Source organism: Hymenobacter sp. UYAg731 (assembly GCF_054061335.1).
Genome location: NZ_JBSSEC010000002.1, coordinates 311,378 through 329,226, shown reverse-complemented (window position 1 = coordinate 329,226; position 17,849 = coordinate 311,378). Strand labels below are relative to the sequence as shown.

12 protein-coding genes are annotated in these 17,849 nt (G+C 63.1%); 6 read left to right on the top strand and 6 right to left on the bottom strand.

The window, feature by feature from the left end; all coding sequences use genetic code 11:
- The first annotated feature begins 39 nt into the window (after positions 1–39).
- Positions 40–1,152 carry an alpha/beta fold hydrolase gene (locus ACVWYF_RS05870; RefSeq protein WP_457065584.1) on the top strand — a complete coding sequence of 371 codons (1,113 nt, stop codon included), beginning with the start codon at positions 40–42 and terminating at the stop codon, positions 1,150–1,152.
- 45 nt (positions 1,153–1,197) lie between these two features.
- On the opposite strand, the gene ACVWYF_RS05865 is transcribed toward ACVWYF_RS05870, so the two are convergent.
- On the bottom strand, positions 1,198–1,554 hold the full coding sequence (locus tag ACVWYF_RS05865; protein ID WP_457065582.1) for an ASCH/PUA domain-containing protein: 357 nt from the start codon (positions 1,552–1,554) through the stop codon (positions 1,198–1,200).
- 325 nt (positions 1,555–1,879) lie between these two features.
- Here ACVWYF_RS05865 and ACVWYF_RS05860 point away from each other — a divergent pair, with 325 nt between their 5' ends.
- Both ACVWYF_RS05860 and ACVWYF_RS05855 read left to right on the top strand, forming a co-directional pair.
- Complete coding sequence (locus ACVWYF_RS05860; protein WP_457065580.1) at positions 1,880–2,872, top strand: DUF1028 domain-containing protein; 993 nt, start codon at positions 1,880–1,882, stop codon at positions 2,870–2,872.
- A 111-nt stretch (positions 2,873–2,983) separates the two neighbouring features.
- Positions 2,984–4,639, top strand: coding sequence for a M28 family peptidase (locus ACVWYF_RS05855; RefSeq protein ID WP_457065578.1), 1,656 nt, complete (start codon positions 2,984–2,986; stop codon positions 4,637–4,639).
- Positions 4,640–4,733: 94 nt separating this feature from the next.
- Here ACVWYF_RS05855 and ACVWYF_RS05850 read toward each other — a convergent pair whose 3' ends face one another.
- A complete protein-coding gene (locus ACVWYF_RS05850; RefSeq protein ID WP_457065576.1) occupies positions 4,734–8,720 on the bottom strand; it encodes a PKD domain-containing protein in 3,987 nt (1,328 codons plus the stop codon).
- Between the two features lie 225 nt (positions 8,721–8,945).
- Between ACVWYF_RS05850 and ACVWYF_RS05845 the strand changes: the two genes are divergently transcribed.
- Positions 8,946–9,368, top strand: coding sequence for a BrxA/BrxB family bacilliredoxin (locus ACVWYF_RS05845; protein ID WP_354585522.1), 423 nt, complete (start codon positions 8,946–8,948; stop codon positions 9,366–9,368).
- 6 nt (positions 9,369–9,374) lie between these two features.
- Here ACVWYF_RS05845 and ACVWYF_RS05840 read toward each other — a convergent pair whose 3' ends face one another.
- On the bottom strand, positions 9,375–9,875 hold the full coding sequence (locus ACVWYF_RS05840; RefSeq protein ID WP_457065574.1) for an EamA family transporter: 501 nt from the start codon (positions 9,873–9,875) through the stop codon (positions 9,375–9,377).
- Positions 9,876–10,039: 164 nt separating this feature from the next.
- On the bottom strand, positions 10,040–12,244 hold the full coding sequence (gene recQ / locus ACVWYF_RS05835) for a DNA helicase RecQ (RefSeq protein WP_457065572.1): 2,205 nt from the start codon (positions 12,242–12,244) through the stop codon (positions 10,040–10,042).
- A 349-nt stretch (positions 12,245–12,593) separates the two neighbouring features.
- Here recQ and ACVWYF_RS05830 point away from each other — a divergent pair, with 349 nt between their 5' ends.
- A complete protein-coding gene (locus tag ACVWYF_RS05830) occupies positions 12,594–13,610 on the top strand; it encodes a KpsF/GutQ family sugar-phosphate isomerase (protein ID WP_457065570.1) in 1,017 nt (338 codons plus the stop codon).
- A gap of 81 nt (positions 13,611–13,691) precedes the next feature.
- Positions 13,692–14,774 (top strand): mannose-1-phosphate guanylyltransferase, encoded by a 1,083-nt coding sequence (locus tag ACVWYF_RS05825; protein WP_457065568.1) that lies wholly within the window; start codon positions 13,692–13,694, stop codon positions 14,772–14,774.
- A 193-nt stretch (positions 14,775–14,967) separates the two neighbouring features.
- On the opposite strand, the gene rlmB is transcribed toward ACVWYF_RS05825, so the two are convergent.
- The gene (gene rlmB, locus ACVWYF_RS05820; protein WP_457065566.1) at positions 14,968–16,026 is read right to left on the bottom strand and encodes a 23S rRNA (guanosine(2251)-2'-O)-methyltransferase RlmB; all 1,059 of its coding nucleotides are present in this window, start codon (positions 16,024–16,026) and stop codon (positions 14,968–14,970) included.
- The gene (locus tag ACVWYF_RS05815) at positions 15,963–17,249 is read right to left on the bottom strand and encodes a GWxTD domain-containing protein (protein ID WP_457065564.1); all 1,287 of its coding nucleotides are present in this window, start codon (positions 17,247–17,249) and stop codon (positions 15,963–15,965) included. The genes rlmB and ACVWYF_RS05815 overlap by 64 nt, the downstream gene beginning before the upstream one ends.
- Positions 17,250–17,849: the final 600 nt, after the last annotated feature.

Genomic DNA, 17,849 nt, shown 5'->3' with positions numbered 1-17,849 from the left:
AGAGGGCCGCAAACTTCTGCGGGCTCACTTCCTGCGCTTATGCTGCTTCGCTCCCTGTTCACGGCCTTCGGGGCCGCGCTGCTGGCCCTGGCCGCCGGTCCCGCCCGCGCCCAGAATTCCCCCGACCGCGCCAAAGTCCACACGTTCATCCTGCCCGATTTCCGCACCGAAAGTGGGGCCACGCTGCCCCAGGCCCGCGTAGTGTACGGCACCTACGGCCACCTCAACGCCGCCCACACCAATGCCATCCTGCTGCCCTCGCACTACATGGCCGACCATCGCGGCTACGAGTGGCTCATCGGGCCGGGCCGGGCCCTCGACACGGCCCGGGTATTTCTGGTCACTACCGAGCTGTTCGGCAACGGCCATTCCTCGTCGCCCAGCAACACGCCCGAGCCCTTCCACGGCCCGCGTTTCCCCGTCCTGACCATCCGCGACAATGTGGCGGTCGTGCATCAGCTGCTGGTGAATGAGTTGAAAATAAAGCACCTGCGGGCCATCATCGGCTTTTCGATGGGGGCGCAGCAGGCCTTCCAATGGGCCGTGAGTTACCCCACCTTTGCCGACCGGCTCGTGGCCACCTCGGGCACCGCCAAAACCTACCCCCACGGCATCGTGCGCCTCGAAGGCCAGATTGCCGCCCTCACCGCCGATGCCGCTTTTAAGGATGGCGACTACACCACCCCGCCCACCAAGGGCATCGAGGCGTTTGCCACCGTCTGGACGGCCTGGCTCTACTCGCAGGAATGGTGGCGTCTGGAACTCTGGAAGGCCGATAACAAGCCCGGCACTACCTTCGAGCATGTGCTGCACGAGTACCGCACCAACTTCATTCCCGGGGCCGATGCCAACGACCTTATTTTGCAGATGCGAACCTGGGAATCGAACAACGTGGGCACCACCCCCGGCTTCGGCGGCGACGTCGAAAAGGCCCTGCGCAGCATCAAAGCGCCCATTCTCTATATGCCCTCGGCCACGGATATGTACTTCCCGCTCACCGATGCCCACTACGAAGCGAAGTTCATTCCCGGCGTGGTTCTCAAGCCCATTCCCTCGCTCTGGGGCCACACCGCCGGGGCCGCCCCCAACCCCGCCGACGCCAAATTCTTGAACGACAACATCGGGCAGTTTCTGGCGCAGCCCCGGCGTTAAGAAGCAAGTGGAGGTACCGACCGTACGCAGCGGCCTACCAGCCGTTTACCAGAGCCGAATATCCGTCATGCCCGCCGGAATGGGCGGCTGGCTGCTGAAACCGAGCACGCACCAGTCGGGCTCCACGCCAAAGTTGCCGCCTTGCAGCACATAGCTCACCCAGCGCGTGATGGTGCGGCCGGTGTAGTCGTTGGCCTCGGGGCTGAACTCGCGCAGCAGCAGCACATCACCCACTTGGAAATCTTCGTGGTTGCGGCGCACGTCGAAGGGCTTGTGGCCGGCCCGCACCGCCGCGAAGCAATCGGGCCACAGCGGCAGCTCGTGGGTGTGCAGGTGGGTCGGGTTGGAGGCGTGAAACTGAGGAGCGAAAGCTTCGGAAGTCGGAGTCAGGGAAGTAGTCATGAGGATAATAAATGTATAAATGGAGTTGCACTAGGCCGTTTGGCAAAGCGCACATCCGCTGGCATAATGCCCGGGATTTTATCAAGATAACGAATAATAACAGGGTAAGGGGCAGTAACAACAAGGAAATCAGGACGGTTCCCGCGGTTCATGCGGGCCGGCGGGACCGGCGGAGCCGGTTCGATGCACCCAGGCCGGGGCGGCAAAAGCCGCTCCCCAGCGATTTCAAACGATTGGGAAGGGGCCGTTGTGCGGAGCGCTTTGCCACCCTTTGCCGCCCAGATTGTTCTTTCGTGAATTCACTCACTTTTCTTCCTGCTCGTCCATGCGCTCCCTCTTTTTACTGCCATTGCTGGTGCTTTTGCTGCTGGCCCGGCCCGCCGCCGCCCAGATGTATTCGGCCACCGACCCCTTTGCCCACACCTTCAGCATTGTGGCGCGCGACCCGGCTACCGGCGAAATGGCTGTGGCCGTGCAAAGCCACTGGTTTTCGGTGGGCACGTCGGTGAGCTGGGGTGAGGCCGGCGTGGGCGTGGTGGCCACCCAGTCGTTCACCAACAAATCCTTCGGCCTGCGCGGCCTGGCCCTGCTCAAAAGCGGCAAAACGGCCCAGCAGGCGCTCGATGAACTGCTGCGCGACGACGAAGGCCGCGACGTGCGCCAGGTGGCCATTCTCGACAACCAGGGCCGCGTGGCCACGCACACCGGCAAAAAGTGCGTCGATATGGCCGGGCACCAGCAGGGCGCGCAGTTCTCGGTGCAGGCCAATATGATGCTCTCCGACAAGGTATGGCCTGCCATGGCCGCCGCCTATGAAGCCAACGCCAGGCTCCCCCTGGCCGAGCGCGTGCTGGCCGCCCTCGATGCCGCCCAGGCGGCCGGCGGCGACGTGCGCGGCCGGCAGTCGGCCGCCCTGCTGGTGGTGCGCGGCACCGCCACCGAAGGCCCCTGGGCCGACCGCCTCCTCGACCTGCGCGTGGACGAAAACGCCGCCCCGCTGCCCGAGCTGCACCGCCTGCTCAGCCTGGCCCGCGCCTACGACCACATGAACGCCGGCGACCTGGCCGTGGAGAAAAACGACATGCCCACCGCCATCCGCGAGTACCAGGCGGCCGAAAAAATGTTTCCTCAGAACCTGGAAATGAAGTATTGGCACGCCATCACGCTGGCCAATAAACAGCAGGTGCCGGCGGCAATGGCCCTGCTGAAACCCATTTTCAAGCAGGAGCCCAACTGGCGCACCCTTACCCAGCGCCTGCCCAAAGTGGGCCTGCTCACGGTGACGGAAGCCGAGCTGAAGCAGATTCTGGCGCTGTAGAGACGCATATTTGCGTCTCGTCGTCCGCACCGCTTGGGTGTCGTGCTGGCATTATTCCAGCGCGAGCCATCCAACGACAAGACGCAAGTATGCGTCTCTACATCTCACACTATGAAAATCACGTCAACTTTAAGCATTCTCGCCAGTTTCCTGCTGAGCGCCCCCGCCGCCCAGGCGCAAGCGCCACTCACCGTGCCCAAGCCCGTGGCCGCCGCCCTCGAACAGGTAAAACCGGCCGACATCAAAGCCCACATCGCCTACCTGGCCGATGACCGCCTGCTGGGCCGCAAAGCCGGCACTCCCGGCTATCAAATGGCCGTCGATTACGTGACGCAGCAACTGAAAGCGCTGGGTGTGCAGCCCGCCGGCGAGGGCGGCACCTTCATCCAGAAAGTACGGCTGCGGCGCGCCTTTCTCCAGCCGGGAGCCACCTTCGCGGCCCGCGATGCCCAGGGAGCTGCTTTGCCGCTCATGGCTGGCCAGGACTACGTAGTGTATCCCAGTCCCGAGCTACCCGCCACCCGCGTGCAGGATGCGCCGCTGGCCTTCGCCGGCTTCGGCATTAGCGCGCCCGAGCTGGGCTACGACGACTACGCCGGCCTCGACGTGAAGGGCAAAGTGGTGATGATTGTGCGTGGCGCGCCGCGCACGTTTGCCTCCACCGTGGCCTCGGCCAGCCAGGACTTGGCCGGACTGCTGAAGGCGGTCATTAACCACGGCGCGGTGGGGCTGCTGCTGGCCTCGGCCCACGCCGGCGCGCTGCCCGACCTCAAAGCCGGCACCTATAGCGTGCTAGGGGCCGATGGCAAAGTGGCGGTGTCGCGCACCTTCGCGGCCGGCAGCCGGCAGCAATTCTACGGGGCCGTGAGCGCGGCCACGCTCCAGCGCCTGCTGCAAGCCTCGGGATTGGATACCACATCGGTTTTTGCTTCCATCAAAAGCGGCAAACCGGCCTCGGCGGGACTAAAAACGACGATTAGTGCCAGCGCGCAATCCACGTATCAGGACATTGAGAGCTATAACGTGGTGGGCAAGTTGGTGGGGTCCGATGCGAAGCTGCGCGACGAGTACGTGGTGCATTCGGCTCACCTCGACCACCTGGGCGTGGCTGCGCCGGTGCTGGGCGACTCGATTTACAACGGCGCGCACGATAACGCTTCGGGCGTGGCCTGCGTGCTCGAAATTGCCAGAATCTATTCCAGGCTCAAGGACAAGCCGAAGCGCAGCATGCTCTTCGTGTTCATGACCGGCGAGGAGCTGGGCCTGCTGGGCTCGTCGGCCTTCGCAGCCAGTCCCACCGTGCCCAAGGCCAACATCGTGGCCGATATCAACATGGACATGCCCACCCTCATTGCCCCGCTGCTGAGCGTGGTGGCGCTGGGAGCCCCGCATTCTACCCTCATCGAACCCGTGAAACGTGCCTGCGCCTACATGGCCATCGACCTGGAGCAGGACCCCGAGCCCGAGCAGAACCGTTTCATCCGCAGCGACCAGTATAGCTTTGTCACGGCCGGTATTCCGGCCTTGCACCTCAAATACGGCAACAAAACTGCCGACGGCCGCAACAACCTCAGCGAGGACGTGCAGAAATGGCGCGCCGTGACCTATCACAAGCCGCAGGACGACATCAACGGCCGCTTCGATTTTGAGGCCGGCCGCAAGTATGTGCAGCTGTGCTTCCTCATCGGCTACCAGGTGGCGCAGGACTCCGCCCGGCCCCAGTGGAACAAGGGCGACTTCTTCGGGCAGCGCTACGGCATGCGGTAAGGCCCGAAACCGGATTCTTTACGCGCAAAACATTTCAACAAAAAAAGGCCGGACGACTATCGTCCGGCCTTTTTTTGTTGAAATGTAGTTGCCGCTATTCCAGCACGAGGTGGCGGGCCGCCGGGGTGCCGCCCGCCGGCGTGTACAGCAAGTCGTAGAGGCCGGGGGCTAGGCCGGGGCGCAGGGTGCGCTCCAGCGGCGCGCCGGTTTGCTGCACCGCATCCTGCCACACCACGCGGCCCAGGGCATCAATCAGCCGCAGACTCACCTTGCCGGTGAAGGCGGGCAGGCGCAGGTTGAGCGCTGCGCCGCTGGGCGTGGGATTGGGCCAGGCCTCGAAACCCACGGCGTTGGCCGCCGAGGTCAGGGACAGCACGCCGTCGTTCACCTGCACGTTGTCGAGGTACAGGCTGTTGCCGTACTGGTTGCGGCCGATGAAGCGAATGACCACGCTACGGCCGCGGTAGGGCGTGAGGTCTACGGTTTCCTGCCGCCAGTCGGTTGCGGCGGCGGGGGTGAAAGTGGGCAGGCTGCCCCCGGTGGGCAGGTTCGTGAGGGCGCTTTTGGCGTAGGGCCGGCCCAGCACGAGGCCGGTGCAAGCATCAGCTACCTGCACGCTGAGCGAGTCGTTATCGGTCACGGCCCCGCCGGCCGTGCTGGAGAAGGGGCGGTAAGCTACGTCGAAGCGTAGGGTGGGCGCGGCAGCCCCGGTCCGGGTCAGGTTGAGGGCCGGCGAGTACACCGCGATGCGCTCGCCCCGGTTGGGGTCGTTGGCAAACGGCACAATCAGGGCGCGGGTCAGGGTCCCCGTGCTTCCAACCACTCCGCTAGCCACGGCCCAGGGATAGGCCGGGGTGGGCGTAACGAGCGTCCAGCCGCGCGGCAGGGCAGTAGAGGAGTTGAAATTCTCGATAAATGGTGCCGCCATCTGCCCGTCCACGTCCACGACGAGGGTTGTAGTGGTGCTGCCATACGGATTGGTTGCCACAAGCGTGGCGGTGTAGTTACCGGCCGTGGCGTAAGTCACCGCGCCGGGGCTGGCACCCGTCGCGGTAGCCGGCGAGCCGCCCGGAAAGCTCCAGGCAAACGTGCCGGGGCAGTTCAGCGTGGTGCTGCCAAACGTGACTGCGCTCCCGTGGCAAATGCTGGGGTTGGTGCTCGTAATGGTGGGCGTTGGGGCTTTGCCCCCCACTTCCACCACCACCGAGCTGGTGGTGCTGCCGTAGGCGTTGCTCACGGTGAGGGTGACGGTGTAGTTGCCGGCCGTGGCGAAGCTCACGCCGCGCGGGGTGGCGGTAGTCCAGGTGGCGGGCGAGCCGCCCGGAAGGCTCCAGGCGTAGGTGCCGGGGCAATTCACGGCCGTGCTGCCAAACGTGACAATTTCGCCGGGGCAGATGACGAGGCTGGTGTTGGTGATGGTGGCCACCGGAGCCCGGCCGTTTATCACCACCACGCCGGTATCGGTGCGGGCCACGGTGCCGGCGGCGTTGCTCACGCTCAGCATCACGCTGTGGCGGCCGGGCGTGTTGTAAGTCACGCTGGGGTTGCGCAGGGTGGAAGTAGCCGGCGTGCCGCCCGCAAACGTCCAGGCCCAGGCCGTGGGGCGAAACAGCGACGAATCGGTGTATTGCACCTGCAGGCCGGGGCAGCCGGTAGTGGGCAGGCTATACACGTACAGCGGGGCAGGCGCGGGCGTGCGGCTGCCCACCACAATATCGTCGAAGGCCCGGCCGGTGCCGGCGGTGGCCGTGGCCCCGCCGCGGCCATACTGCTGAAACTTGAGGCGGATGTCGTTGCCCAGCGTGAGGCTGTTGGCCGTGGCGAAGGCCGTGAGGTCCACCGTTTTGGTCTGGAACGTGGTGGTGGCGTTGGTGCCGGTCAGGTCGAAGACGCGGTACCAGCTGGTGCCGCCGTCCACGCTCAGGGCCACGCCGTCGGTGTTGCTGCGGCCCGTAAACTGCGCGGGCATCAGCTCATCCGTTTCGGCCGCGAACTTGCGCTCGCGGAACGTCAGCTGCAAATTGCTGGCCGTGGCTCCCTGCAAAAACAGGGTGGCCTCGTTCAGCGAAAATACCGAGTTGATGCCCGGATACGCATCCAGCACCAAGCTCTGCACGCCCGAGGCCGGGGCCAACGTCGATACCTGGGGGCGGGCCGCGCCGTAGCCGTTCACGTTCCAGCTCACCGGCAGGGCTCCTTTTTCGAGGTCTTCGGCCACGGGCGGCGTAGCCGCCGCCACGGGGCCGTACAGGGCCGTGAAGGCATCAATCAGGCCAGGGCCGGTCAGCGCATCGGTGGCCGACGCGCCGATGAGGCGGGCGCTGCCCACCAAGCGGCTGTAAACCTGCGTAGGCGTGAGGGCCGGCTCCGACGAGCGCAGCAGCGCGGCCACGGCCGCCGCGTGCGGGGCCGCCGCCGAGGTGCCGAAGAAGTTCGGGAAGCCGTCGTTTTCGTAGTCGCTGCCAAAAAACGTGGTGTTCGTGCCATCCACGGCGGCGGCGTTGGGCTTCTGGCGCACCACTGCGGTGCCCAGCGCCACGCCGGTGGGCGAGAACAGGTAGGTTATCGGCCCGGCTTTGGAGGTGAAGCTTTCGGGCACGCGCTGGTTGTAGTAGGGCACGGCGGCCACGGCAAACGCCTCGGCGGCCGAAGAGTGGCCGTAGGACGTGTGGCTGCCGGTGAGCCACTCCGAAGGGCTCGCGCTGCCCCGGTTCACGTACTTCAGGCGGGTGGGCTGGATGCCGGCTTTCCAGACGATGACCAAATCGAAGGTAGTGGTGCCGGTGGCCGCCGAGTTGGCGAAGAAAATAGGCTCCATGGGCGTCTGCGTGAGCAGGTTGCGCGCGTTGCTCCGGAACACGGTGTCCACGACGCCAGTGCTTCTTACGCCCAGAATAAACATGTCGAGGTCCGTCCGCACGCCGGTGGTGGTGTAAAACGGGTCGGACCATTGCAGCACCGGGTAGAATGTGGCCCCGCTGGCGATGGTGATGCGCTGCGTGAGGTCGGTGGTAGCGCCCGAGGCGTCGAAATTGAGGCAGCGCACGCCGTTGGCGTTGGCCACAAACTGCGGGGCGGTGGTTTCGTAGCTTTTGTCGGCATAGTTGCCCGCCGAGGCGAAATATGCCACGTTCAGCGTGCTCACCACATCGGTAACGGCCTGGGCAATAACGCCATCCTGAAAGAATGGCTCGGTGAAATAGCGCACATCGTCCACAATCACCTTGCAGCTGCCACCGGCCGTGCTGGCTAGGTCGCGGATGTGCTGGGCAAAGGTGCCCTCGCCGCCATTGGCCGTGCTGAACACCTGCGCCGCGCCGGGGGCCAGGTCGTAAATGAGCTGGCACATGCCGCGCCCTTCGTCGGTCGCGCTGCTCTCGACCAGCACGCGCACGCCGGCGGCCGGCAGGTCGCCCGAGGCCACGTCCGTGGCCGCCCCGCCCAGGTAGTTGAAGGAGTCGCTGAGCACGCCAATGGTTACGCCGGCCCCCGTCACCAGCTTGGGGCGGGTGGCGCGGGCGCGGGCCGCTTCCAGCACGTAGTCGGCCTGGCTGGTGACCAGTCCGCCATCGGTTTCGGGCTCAAAGGAGGCCATGATGCCCAGCAAGCCATTGCTGCTCAGCGCATCGGCGGCGGACAGCTGGCTGATGGGCAGCATGCCTTCCACAAAATGCAGCTTTGGGTTAGAGGCCGTGGCCTCGAACCCCCGGCTCTGCAAAGCCGGCAGCAGCGCCGCCACGTCCTTGGCCGTGATGTGAACCAGCACCGTGGGCTGGCCCGCCTGCTGGCCAAAGCGCAGCTGCGGGTGGCTGGCCCGCAGCTGGCTGGCCGAAAGCGCTTCCGTCTGGCCGGTGCCACCTGCCTGCACCATCAGGCGCTGCAGTTCGGCGTCGAGGCGCGGGCTGGCTTTGGCGGGGGCTTTGAGAATGGGCGTTGCCACGGGTTTGCGCTGGGCGCGCAGCACTTCGGCCGTGGGCCGTGGCTGTACCTGGGCCAGTGCAGCCTGGCCAAAAACGCCCCAGGCCATCAGGCCCAGCAGCACATTCAGGCCCAGCCGCGAGGATGGTAAACGAAGTTTCATACGCAGAAAAAAATAGTAAAAAGGTGAGAAAGGTTTGTGATTCGCCAAGATATATCAAATATTTGTAAAAACGCTTTAATTCATTGAGTTAAAGCTAGCGGCTGCGCACCACATTCATCACCCGAACCTTTTGGGCCACTGCGAACTTATGTGGGACAGTGCCGCCTATCCCGTACTTTTGTACCCGTACGCGGCCCCGCCGCTTTTTAAATAATATTTACGACAATGGCAGTTTATCCCGAATACATGGTGGCCCCCATCCGCCAGGACCTCACCGAAGTAGGTTTCGAGCAGCTCATGACCGCCGAGGAGGTTGATTCCGCGTTGGCTTCGAACGAAGGCACCGTGCTGGTGGCCGTGAACTCGGTGTGTGGCTGCGCCGCCGCCAAAGCCCGCCCCGCCCTCAAAATGGCCCTCGCCAGCGCCGACAAAAAGCCCGGAAAGCTCGTGACGGTGTTCGCCGGCATGGAAACCGATGCCGTAGCCAAAATGCGCGAGCACCTGCTGCCGTATCCTCCCTCATCGCCCTGCATCGCCCTGTTCAAAGACGGCGAGTTGGTGCATATGATTGAGCGCTACCATATTGAAGGCTCCGATGCCATGCGCATCGTGAACAACCTGCAAGGCGCTTTTGAAGAGTATTGCTAAGTTGAGCTAAGCCGCTGGCTTGGATTCGTAGATGGTCGCTCCGCTTGCGGGACGACCATTTTTTTTGGTGTTTTCGTCCTTGTCGGCTGGCTTGGTGGTCGCAATCAGGATGGCACCACTGGCCATCAGGCCGGTACCCAGCATCACCTGCCAGGTAAGCTTTTCCCGCAGGAAAATGGCCGCCAGCGTCACCGAAAATACCAATGAAATATTGGTCAGCGGCGACACCCGCGAGGCATCGCCAAGGGACAGCGCCCGAAACACGAGCAGCGACGACACGGCCGTGAGTACACCCGCCACCACCAGCACCAGCCAGGTCTTACGCTCAATTTTGGCGATATCCGGCAGCAAATCCTGAAACAGCACCGTGGCCCACGACACCAGCAAAATCAACACCGCCTCAATGGCAAACACCAGGCTGGGCGGCACCTCCTTAATCGCGGCTTTCGATAGCGTGACCACCGAAGCCGAAGCCAAAGCGGCCAGTAACGCAAAGACAATCCACATATTATGAATTCAAAAAGCACTTGCCAGGCTGCGCGCTAAGCACTCCTGCAATACGCGGCTAACCAAACAGGGTTTGTGATGAGAACGTCGGGAAGCGTGCCAGAAAACAAAAAAGCCGCTCCAATTGGAGCGGCTTTTTTGTTTGTCAATTAAATCAACGCGGCTTAATTCGCCACTTCGCTTAGGAATTTCACGCGCACCAGGCGCAATTCCTCTTCGGTGAAATCGTCGCCCAGTTCCTTCATCGCCACGGCAATATTATCGGTGCTGGCCGACATGAAATAGTCGTAAATTTCTTCCCGTACTTCCTCTTCCACCATGTCCTCCAGGTAGTAGTCGATGTTGAGGCGGGTGCCCGAGTAGCAGATGTGCTCGATTTCCTCCATCAATTCGCCCATCGAAATGCCCTTCGAAGAAGCAATGTCCTCCAGCATCATCTTCTTGTCAATCTGCTGAATGACGTAGATTTTGATTTTCGAGCGGTTCACGGCCGACTTCACCACCACGTCCTCGGCAGTTTCGATGTCGTTGTCTTCCACGTACTTTTTGATGGCGGCCACGAACGGCGCGCCAAACTTCTGGGCCTTGCCCTGGCCCACGCCCGATACGTGCGTGAGGTCGTGCAGCGACGTGGGGTAGGTGGTGGCCATCTCCTTCAGGCTCGGGTCCTGGAAGAGGACGTAGGGGGGCAGGTTTTTCTGCTTGGCCACCTGCTTGCGCAGCTCTTTTAGCTGCGTGAACAGGGCTTCGTCGTGGCCAGCGGCGTGCTGCTCCTCTACTTTCTCCTCGTCGGCCTTCTGCTCCTCATCAAAGTTGTGGTCCTTGGTGAGCGTGATGGAGCGCGGGTTCTCAATGAAATCGATGCCCTTATCGGTGATGCGGACCAGGCCCAGGCTGTCGATGTCCTTCTCCAGAAAGCCATTCAGCAGGCACTGGCGCAACACCGAGTGCCAGAACTGCGCGTCGCCCAGCTCTTTGCCCTGGCCGTACACCGGCAGCGCATTGTGCGCGTAGCTCTCAATGTGCGGATTATTCAGCCCCAGCAATACCTGCCCAATGTGGTTGAGGTTGAACCGCGCCTCCGTTTGCACGGTGGCGCGCAGGGCCAGGCCCACGGCCGCTTCGCCCTCAAACCGCTCCTTGGGGTGGCGGCAGTTGTCGCAGAAGCCGCAGTCGGTGTCCAGCTGCTCGCCGAAATAGTGCAGCAGCTGGCGGCGGCGGCACACGGCGCTTTCGGCGTAGTTGGTCATCTCGGCCAGCAGCTGATGGGCGTTGTCGCGCTCGGTCACCGGCTTGTCCTTACTGAACTTCTCCAGCTTCAGAATGTCGTCGTAGCTGTAGAACATCAGGCAGTTACCTTCCAGGCCGTCGCGGCCGCCGCGGCCGGTTTCCTGGTAGTAGCCCTCAATGGATTTGGGCGCGTCGTAGTGAATCACGAAGCGCACATCGGGCTTGTCGATGCCCATGCCGAAGGCGATGGTGGCCACAATCACGTCGCACTCCTCGTTCAGGAAAGCGTCCTGGTTGTCGATGCGGACCTGCTGGTCGAGGCCGGCGTGGTAGGGGCGGGCGCGCACGTCGTTCACGCGCAGCAACTCGGCAATTTCCTCCACCTTCTTGCGGCTCAGGCAATAAATAATGCCCGCCTTGCCCTTGTGCAGCTTCACGTACTGAATCAGCTGCTTTTTGGTGTTGTGCTTGGCGCGTACCTCGTAGTAGAGGTTGGTGCGGTTGAAGCTGGTTTTGAAGACGCTGGCGTCATCCATGTGCAGGTTCTTCTGGATGTCCAGCTGCACTTTGGGCGTGGCCGTGGCCGTGAGGGCGATAATCGGCACGTTGCCGCCCAGGTTATCAATAATGCCGCGAATCTTGCGGTACTCGGGCCGGAAATCGTGGCCCCACTCCGAAATACAGTGGGCCTCATCGATGGCCACGAAGCTGATGGTCGACTTTAGCAGGAAATCGATGGTATCATCCTTGGTCAGGCTTTCCGGAGCCACATAGAGCAGGCGCACCTCGCCGCTCATCACGTCCCGCTGCACCCGTTTCATCTCGGTTTTGGTCAGGGTCGAATTGTACACCTGCGCATTCACGCCGAAGGCCCCGAGCTGGTCGACCTGGTTCTTCATCAGGGCGATGAGGGGCGAAATGACGATGGCCGTGCCCGGCACCACTAGGGCCGGCAGTTGGTAGCACAGGCTTTTGCCCGCGCCGGTGGGCATAATCACAAACGTGTTGTGCCCGGCCAGCACGTTTTGAATAACAGCCTCTTGCGTACCCCGAAACTGGCCGTAGCCGAATACCTCTTTAAGTGTATGTTTCAAATCGGCCGTGAGGACCGGGGCTTCTTGGAGGGCAACTGATGACATAGGACGAAAGCACTAATGAAAGGCGTACCGACTAGCGGTTCATAACGAAGATAAGCAATAGCCCCAATTTTTAGCATGAAAAATGGTGTTTTTCATGAATTGTGGAAAACAATTTAGTCATATTGCTGCCTCCTCTGGCTGGGGAAGAAGCTATTGGGAAACTTCGTGCTTCCGACCCCATCCATCTGTGGGAACAAGCTGTTTCCGAAGTAGCGACCTGTTCGATTCAACGCAATTGCCGCGTGATTTCGTGTAAATTATGCGGAAGCGGCCGCAAGCTGGTTTTGCCGGCTGGCAACTGGCTAAGCTTCTTTCCCCCAATTTTGCAATAACCTTCCGTGTCTCACTCATGCCTGTGACCCTTTATTCTGAGAACGCCACGCCCGGCGCGGCCCCAGCTGCCGCCGATGTGCTTGCCATTGCCCGCCAGGTGCTCTATGAGGAAGCCGACGCTGTGCGCGCCGTGGCCGATGCCCTGGCCGCCACCCCCGATTTCGTGGCCTGCGTGCAAGCCATCCTGCAACTGAAGGGCCGCGTAGTGGTCACCGGCATTGGCAAAAGCGCCCACATCGCGGGCAAAATCGTGGCCACGCTCAACAGCACCGGCACGCCCGCCCTGTTCATGCACGCCGCCGATGCCATTCACGGCGACCTGGGCATGATTCAGCCGGAGGATTTCGTCATCGCCATCAGCAAGAGCGGCGACACGCCTGAAATCAAGGTGCTGGTGCCGCTGCTGCGCCGCAAGGGCGTGCCGCTGGCCGCGCTGGTGAGCAACGCCGACTCCTATCTGGCCCAGCAGGCCACCTACGTGCTGCACGCCCCCGTGACCAAGGAGGCCTGCCCCAACAACCTCGCCCCCACCACCAGCACCACGGCCGCCCTGGCCCTGGGCGACGCCCTGGCCGTGTGCCTGCTCGAAAGCCGCCAGTTCACCGCCGCCGACTTTGCCCGCCTGCACCCCGGCGGCACCCTCGGCAAGCGTCTCTACCTGAAAGTGGGCGACCTCAGCCGCCAGAACCAGCGCCCCCAGGTGCAGGACGACGCGCCGCTGAAGGACGTGCTGCTGGAAATATCGGGCAAGCGCCTCGGGGCCACCGCCGTGCTCGATGCCACCGGCCAACTGGCCGGCATCATCACCGACGGCGACCTGCGCCGGATGCTGGGCAGCTTCTCGGACCTGGAAAAGCTCAAGGCCCGTGACATTCTTACGCCCCGGCCCGCTACTATCGATGTAGAAGACTTCGCCGCCGAAGCCCTAGCCCGGATGCAAAGCCGTAACATTACGCAGCTGGTGGTTACGGAGAACGGGCAGTTTGCCGGCTTCATTCACCTGCACGACTTGCTGCGCGAGGGGCTGGTTTGATTATATATTTTGTTTAATATATAATATTTATTGAGTAATTAGTAGCATCTCCCGTACCCGGTTCTCCTTTACATTTGCTCAATGAATTCCACCTACATCGTCGTCATGGCTGGCGGTATTGGCAGCCGGTTCTGGCCGTTCAGCCGCACCAACCATCCCAAGCAGTTTCATGACGTGCTGGGCACGGGCCGCTCCATGCTCCAGCTCACCGTGGACCGCTTTAAGGGCGTATGCCCGCCCGAAAACGTGTTTGTGGTGACCAACCGCGACTACGTGGACCTGGTGCAAGAGCATCTGCCCCAGCTGCCGGCCGACCAGATTCTGGGCGAGCCCATTGGCCGCAACACCGCGCCGTGCATTGCCTACGCCAGCTACCGCATTGCGCAACGCGACCCGAACGCCACCATCATCGTGACGCCCGCCGACCACGCCGTGCTGCGCGAAGACGAGTTTCGCCGCCTCATCGGCATTGCCGTGGCCGCCGCCCGGGCCAGCGACGTGCTCATCACCCTCGGCATCCAGCCCTCGCGGCCCGATACCGGCTACGGCTACATCCAGTACATGGACGACCAGAGCCTGCCCGGCGGCCAGCTGCACAAGGTGAAAACCTTCACCGAAAAGCCCAATCTGGAACTAGCCCGCATGTTTGTGGACAGCGGCGACTTTCTCTGGAATTCCGGCCTGTTTGTGTGGCGCGCCGAGGTCATCATCAACGCCTTCCACAACTACCTGAGCGACATTGCCGAGGTGTTCGACGAAGGCGCCGACCAGCTGGGCACGTCCGAAGAGGAGGATTTCATTAGCCGGGCGTACTCGCGCTGCCGCAACATCAGTATCGACTATGGCGTGATGGAAAAGGCAGACAACGTGTACGTCCTGCCGGCAGATTTTGGCTGGAGCGACGTGGGCACCTGGGATTCGCTGCACCGCATCGGCAACCACGACGAAAACAACAACATGGTGAGCGGCGACGTGCTGCTCTACGACACCACCGGCTGCGTCATCAAAACCCCCGCCGACCGCCTCGTAGTAGTGCAGGGCCTGGAGGATTACATCGTGGCCGAGTACGACAACGTGCTGCTCATCTGCAAGCGCAGCGAGGAGCAGCGCGTGAAGGATTTCGTGGCCGACGTGAAGGCGAAGAAGGGCGGCGGGTATAATTAGGCCCAGCCCGAAATATATCTGATAGCCCCAGCTGAGCGGCATATCGGTAGTATATAATATAACCGACCTAAATAGCAAAAGCCCCAGCGGGGCGACACTCGTTCAACGAATGTCGCCCCGCTGGGGCTTCTCAAATGCCGCAGGTACGGATTGCTACCGATATGTCGTCCCGCTGGGGCTATCAGTTCATCAGCTAGGCATTCACCCGCTGGCGGGCCACTTCAAACATCATAATGCCGGCGGCTACGCCCACGTTCAAGCTCTGAATCTGGCCGCTCATGGGCACTTTTAGCTTCACGTCGGCCAGGTTCAGGAGGTCGGGCGAGATGCCGTCTTCCTCCGAGCCCATGAGGATGGCTACGGGGCCGGTGAAATCAACTTCGGCCGCGCCTACGGCTTCGTCGGCTTTCTCAGTACAGGCCACCACGGTGATGCCGGACTGCTGGAGGAAGCGGATGGTTTCGTGCAGGCTCACCTCGCGGCACACTGGCAGGATGTTCAACGCACCGGCGCTGGTTTTCAGCGCGTCGCCGTTGATTTGGGCCGCGCCCCGGCTGGGCACTACGATGGCCTGCACGCCCAGGCACTCGGCCGTGCGGGCGATGGCCCCGAAGTTGCGCACGTCGGTAACGCGGTCGAGGAGCAGTAGGAAGGGCACTTTGCCTTCCTCAAACAGGCCGGTGACGATGGTGTCGAGCGGCGCGTAGTCGATGGGCGACACGAAGGCGACTGCGCCTTGGTGGTTTTTGCGGGTCAGGTTGTCGAGCTTCTCCACCGGCACCAGCTGCACCTGGATACCGGCCGCGCGGGCGGCGGCCGAGATGTCCGTCACGAGGCTGTTTTTGGTGCCGCGAAGCAGGAAAATCTTTTCCAGCGTGCGGCCCGCGTTCAGCGCTTCCTGAATGGGGCGCAGACCAAATAGCATGTCGATGCTGGCCGTCTGGGCAGCGCGGTTTTCGTAGCGGGGGCGCTCGCCGCCGGCGTTGCTGCCGCGCTCGCTGCCTTCGCTGCGCTCGCGGTAGGGCGGGCGGCTTTCGCCGCGGTCGCCGGGAGCGTCGTCGCGGTTGTCGGAGCCGCCGCGGCCTTTGGGGCGGGCGGGGCGTTCGTCGAACTCAGCGCCGCCGCGGTCGGGGCGGAACTGTTTCGGGGTGACGGGGCGGTTGGCACCGTCGTAAAAGCGGCGGCCGGCTACCGGGCGGGCAGGTCGGTTGGGGCGTTCGGGCCGGTCAGGGCGGTCAGTGGGGTTCTCCATTTTTCAACGGCGGCATACCAGAGCAACTCGTACTCGGGCCGGCGCACCAATTCGTAGTAATCAGGGGCAAAGGTACTCGGCCGGGGCCGGAAGGTATAGGTGATGGGCCCGCCGTCCAGCCCGCCCTCGGAATAAAACCACCGTTCCTCGCCGTTGAACAGCCTCCGCACGCTCGGCGGCGGCCCCAGCACCACGTACAGCAGGCCCCTGTCGGTGAGCCAGCCGGCTTTATGAGCGGCGAAAAGACGGTTGGCCGCCGTGACTCGGCCGTAGAATTGCCGAATCAATTCCTTGCCCTGCCGCTGGTTGCCTTTGGCGATGTCGAGCCAGAATTTATCCACCGCCCGCTTGGGGTCGGGTGCATCGGTGAGGCGCTGGCGCTCCTGGCTGGTGGTGAGGTAGCGCAGCGGCTCAATCAGCTCCGAAGCCGTGGTGAGGGCGGGGTAGTTGTTGGCCCCTACCAGTACGGCCAGCGTGCGCGGGGGCATGCCGCCCGCGCCGCCCACTTTCAGCGCATACAGGCCGGGCTCGCGGAAGCGTAGCGGCCCGCCGGGCCGGGCCTCGGCCGAGTCGAGGACGGGCAGCAGGCGCGGGCCGGCGGGCATGGCGGCCGGGCTGGTCATGGGCGGCAGGGCGGGGGAGGGTATCACGGCGTAGCGCTTCCAGCGCACGGGCTGCATCAGGCCGTAGCTGTCCACGCCGAAGGTTTCGCCGGCCCGCACGTAGCGGCGGGCCAGCGGCAGCCCCACCGAGTCGGTGAGCACGAAGGGGCGCGCCAGTACGGCTTCGGTCAGGCGCAGCCAGGCGGTGGTGCCAGGCTCCTGGTAGTCGTCTTTGGTATCGGTGGGGGCGGTGGTGAGCTGCAAAATGGTCCCGGCGGGCACGCGGGCCGCCGCAATGCAGAAGCTGAGGCGCAGGCTGCCATCGGCCTCGGGGCGCGGGTGCTGCTGGCGGCGCGCGATGCTGTCCTGCCACAGCGGCAGCCTGGCTTCGTAGCTGGGCCAGGCGGTGAGGCGCAGCGGGTGGCCCGGCCCCAGGCGGGCGGGGGCGGGCAGGCGCAGGTAGAGGCGCAGGCTGTCGCTCTCGCGGCGGGTGTCCACGGCCAGGTGCGGGGCGTCGCGGTAGAGGCCGGCGTAGTCGGGGCGCGGGGCCAGGGGCGCGAAGGCGCAGAGCAGCGGCAGCAGCCAGCCGAGGCGAAACCAGGAGCGCGGGGGGAGGGGCATAGCAGGCACTACGGATAAGAAGTTATAAAGACCTATTTATGAATTAGCAACAGCTGTTAGAGCCCCTCTGCCACAGCGTCCAGTCCGCTGGCTGAGGAGCGAAGGGGCCGAAAGGCCGACCTGCTTAACCGTCTAATCAGCACAAAACCAGACGGCCCGGCCGGCCAGAAGTGTTGAGTGGCTGATGTACTTGCCTCACTGGTACACATAGCAATTCTGCCTCCGTCATAAAACGAATATACCTGCTCGCTGGTGTCACTGCGGGCCTTGGCCGATTGCCGGAACGGCTGGTATCTGCCCTGGGCGGTGCCGGCCACGGTCCAGCCAGACGTTTTGGTGAGGAGAAATACGGTCCGCGTGCGGTGAGGATAGCTGGAGCGTACCGCAGAAATAGGGGGGTTCGGGTGGTTGGTCCTGCCAATGAGTGAGGTGGTGTAATATTTTTTAGCGGGTGTCGGGGTCCAAATACTTTTGAATCGACAACAATAGAAAATGCTGCCGCGCTACCCCGCAACATGGTATTGGCACCGCTTGCCAGGGCCTGAAAACTGATTTTACTGCTTGTCAGAATCCTGTTTTTTCGTTTCCCTCGCCCAATTC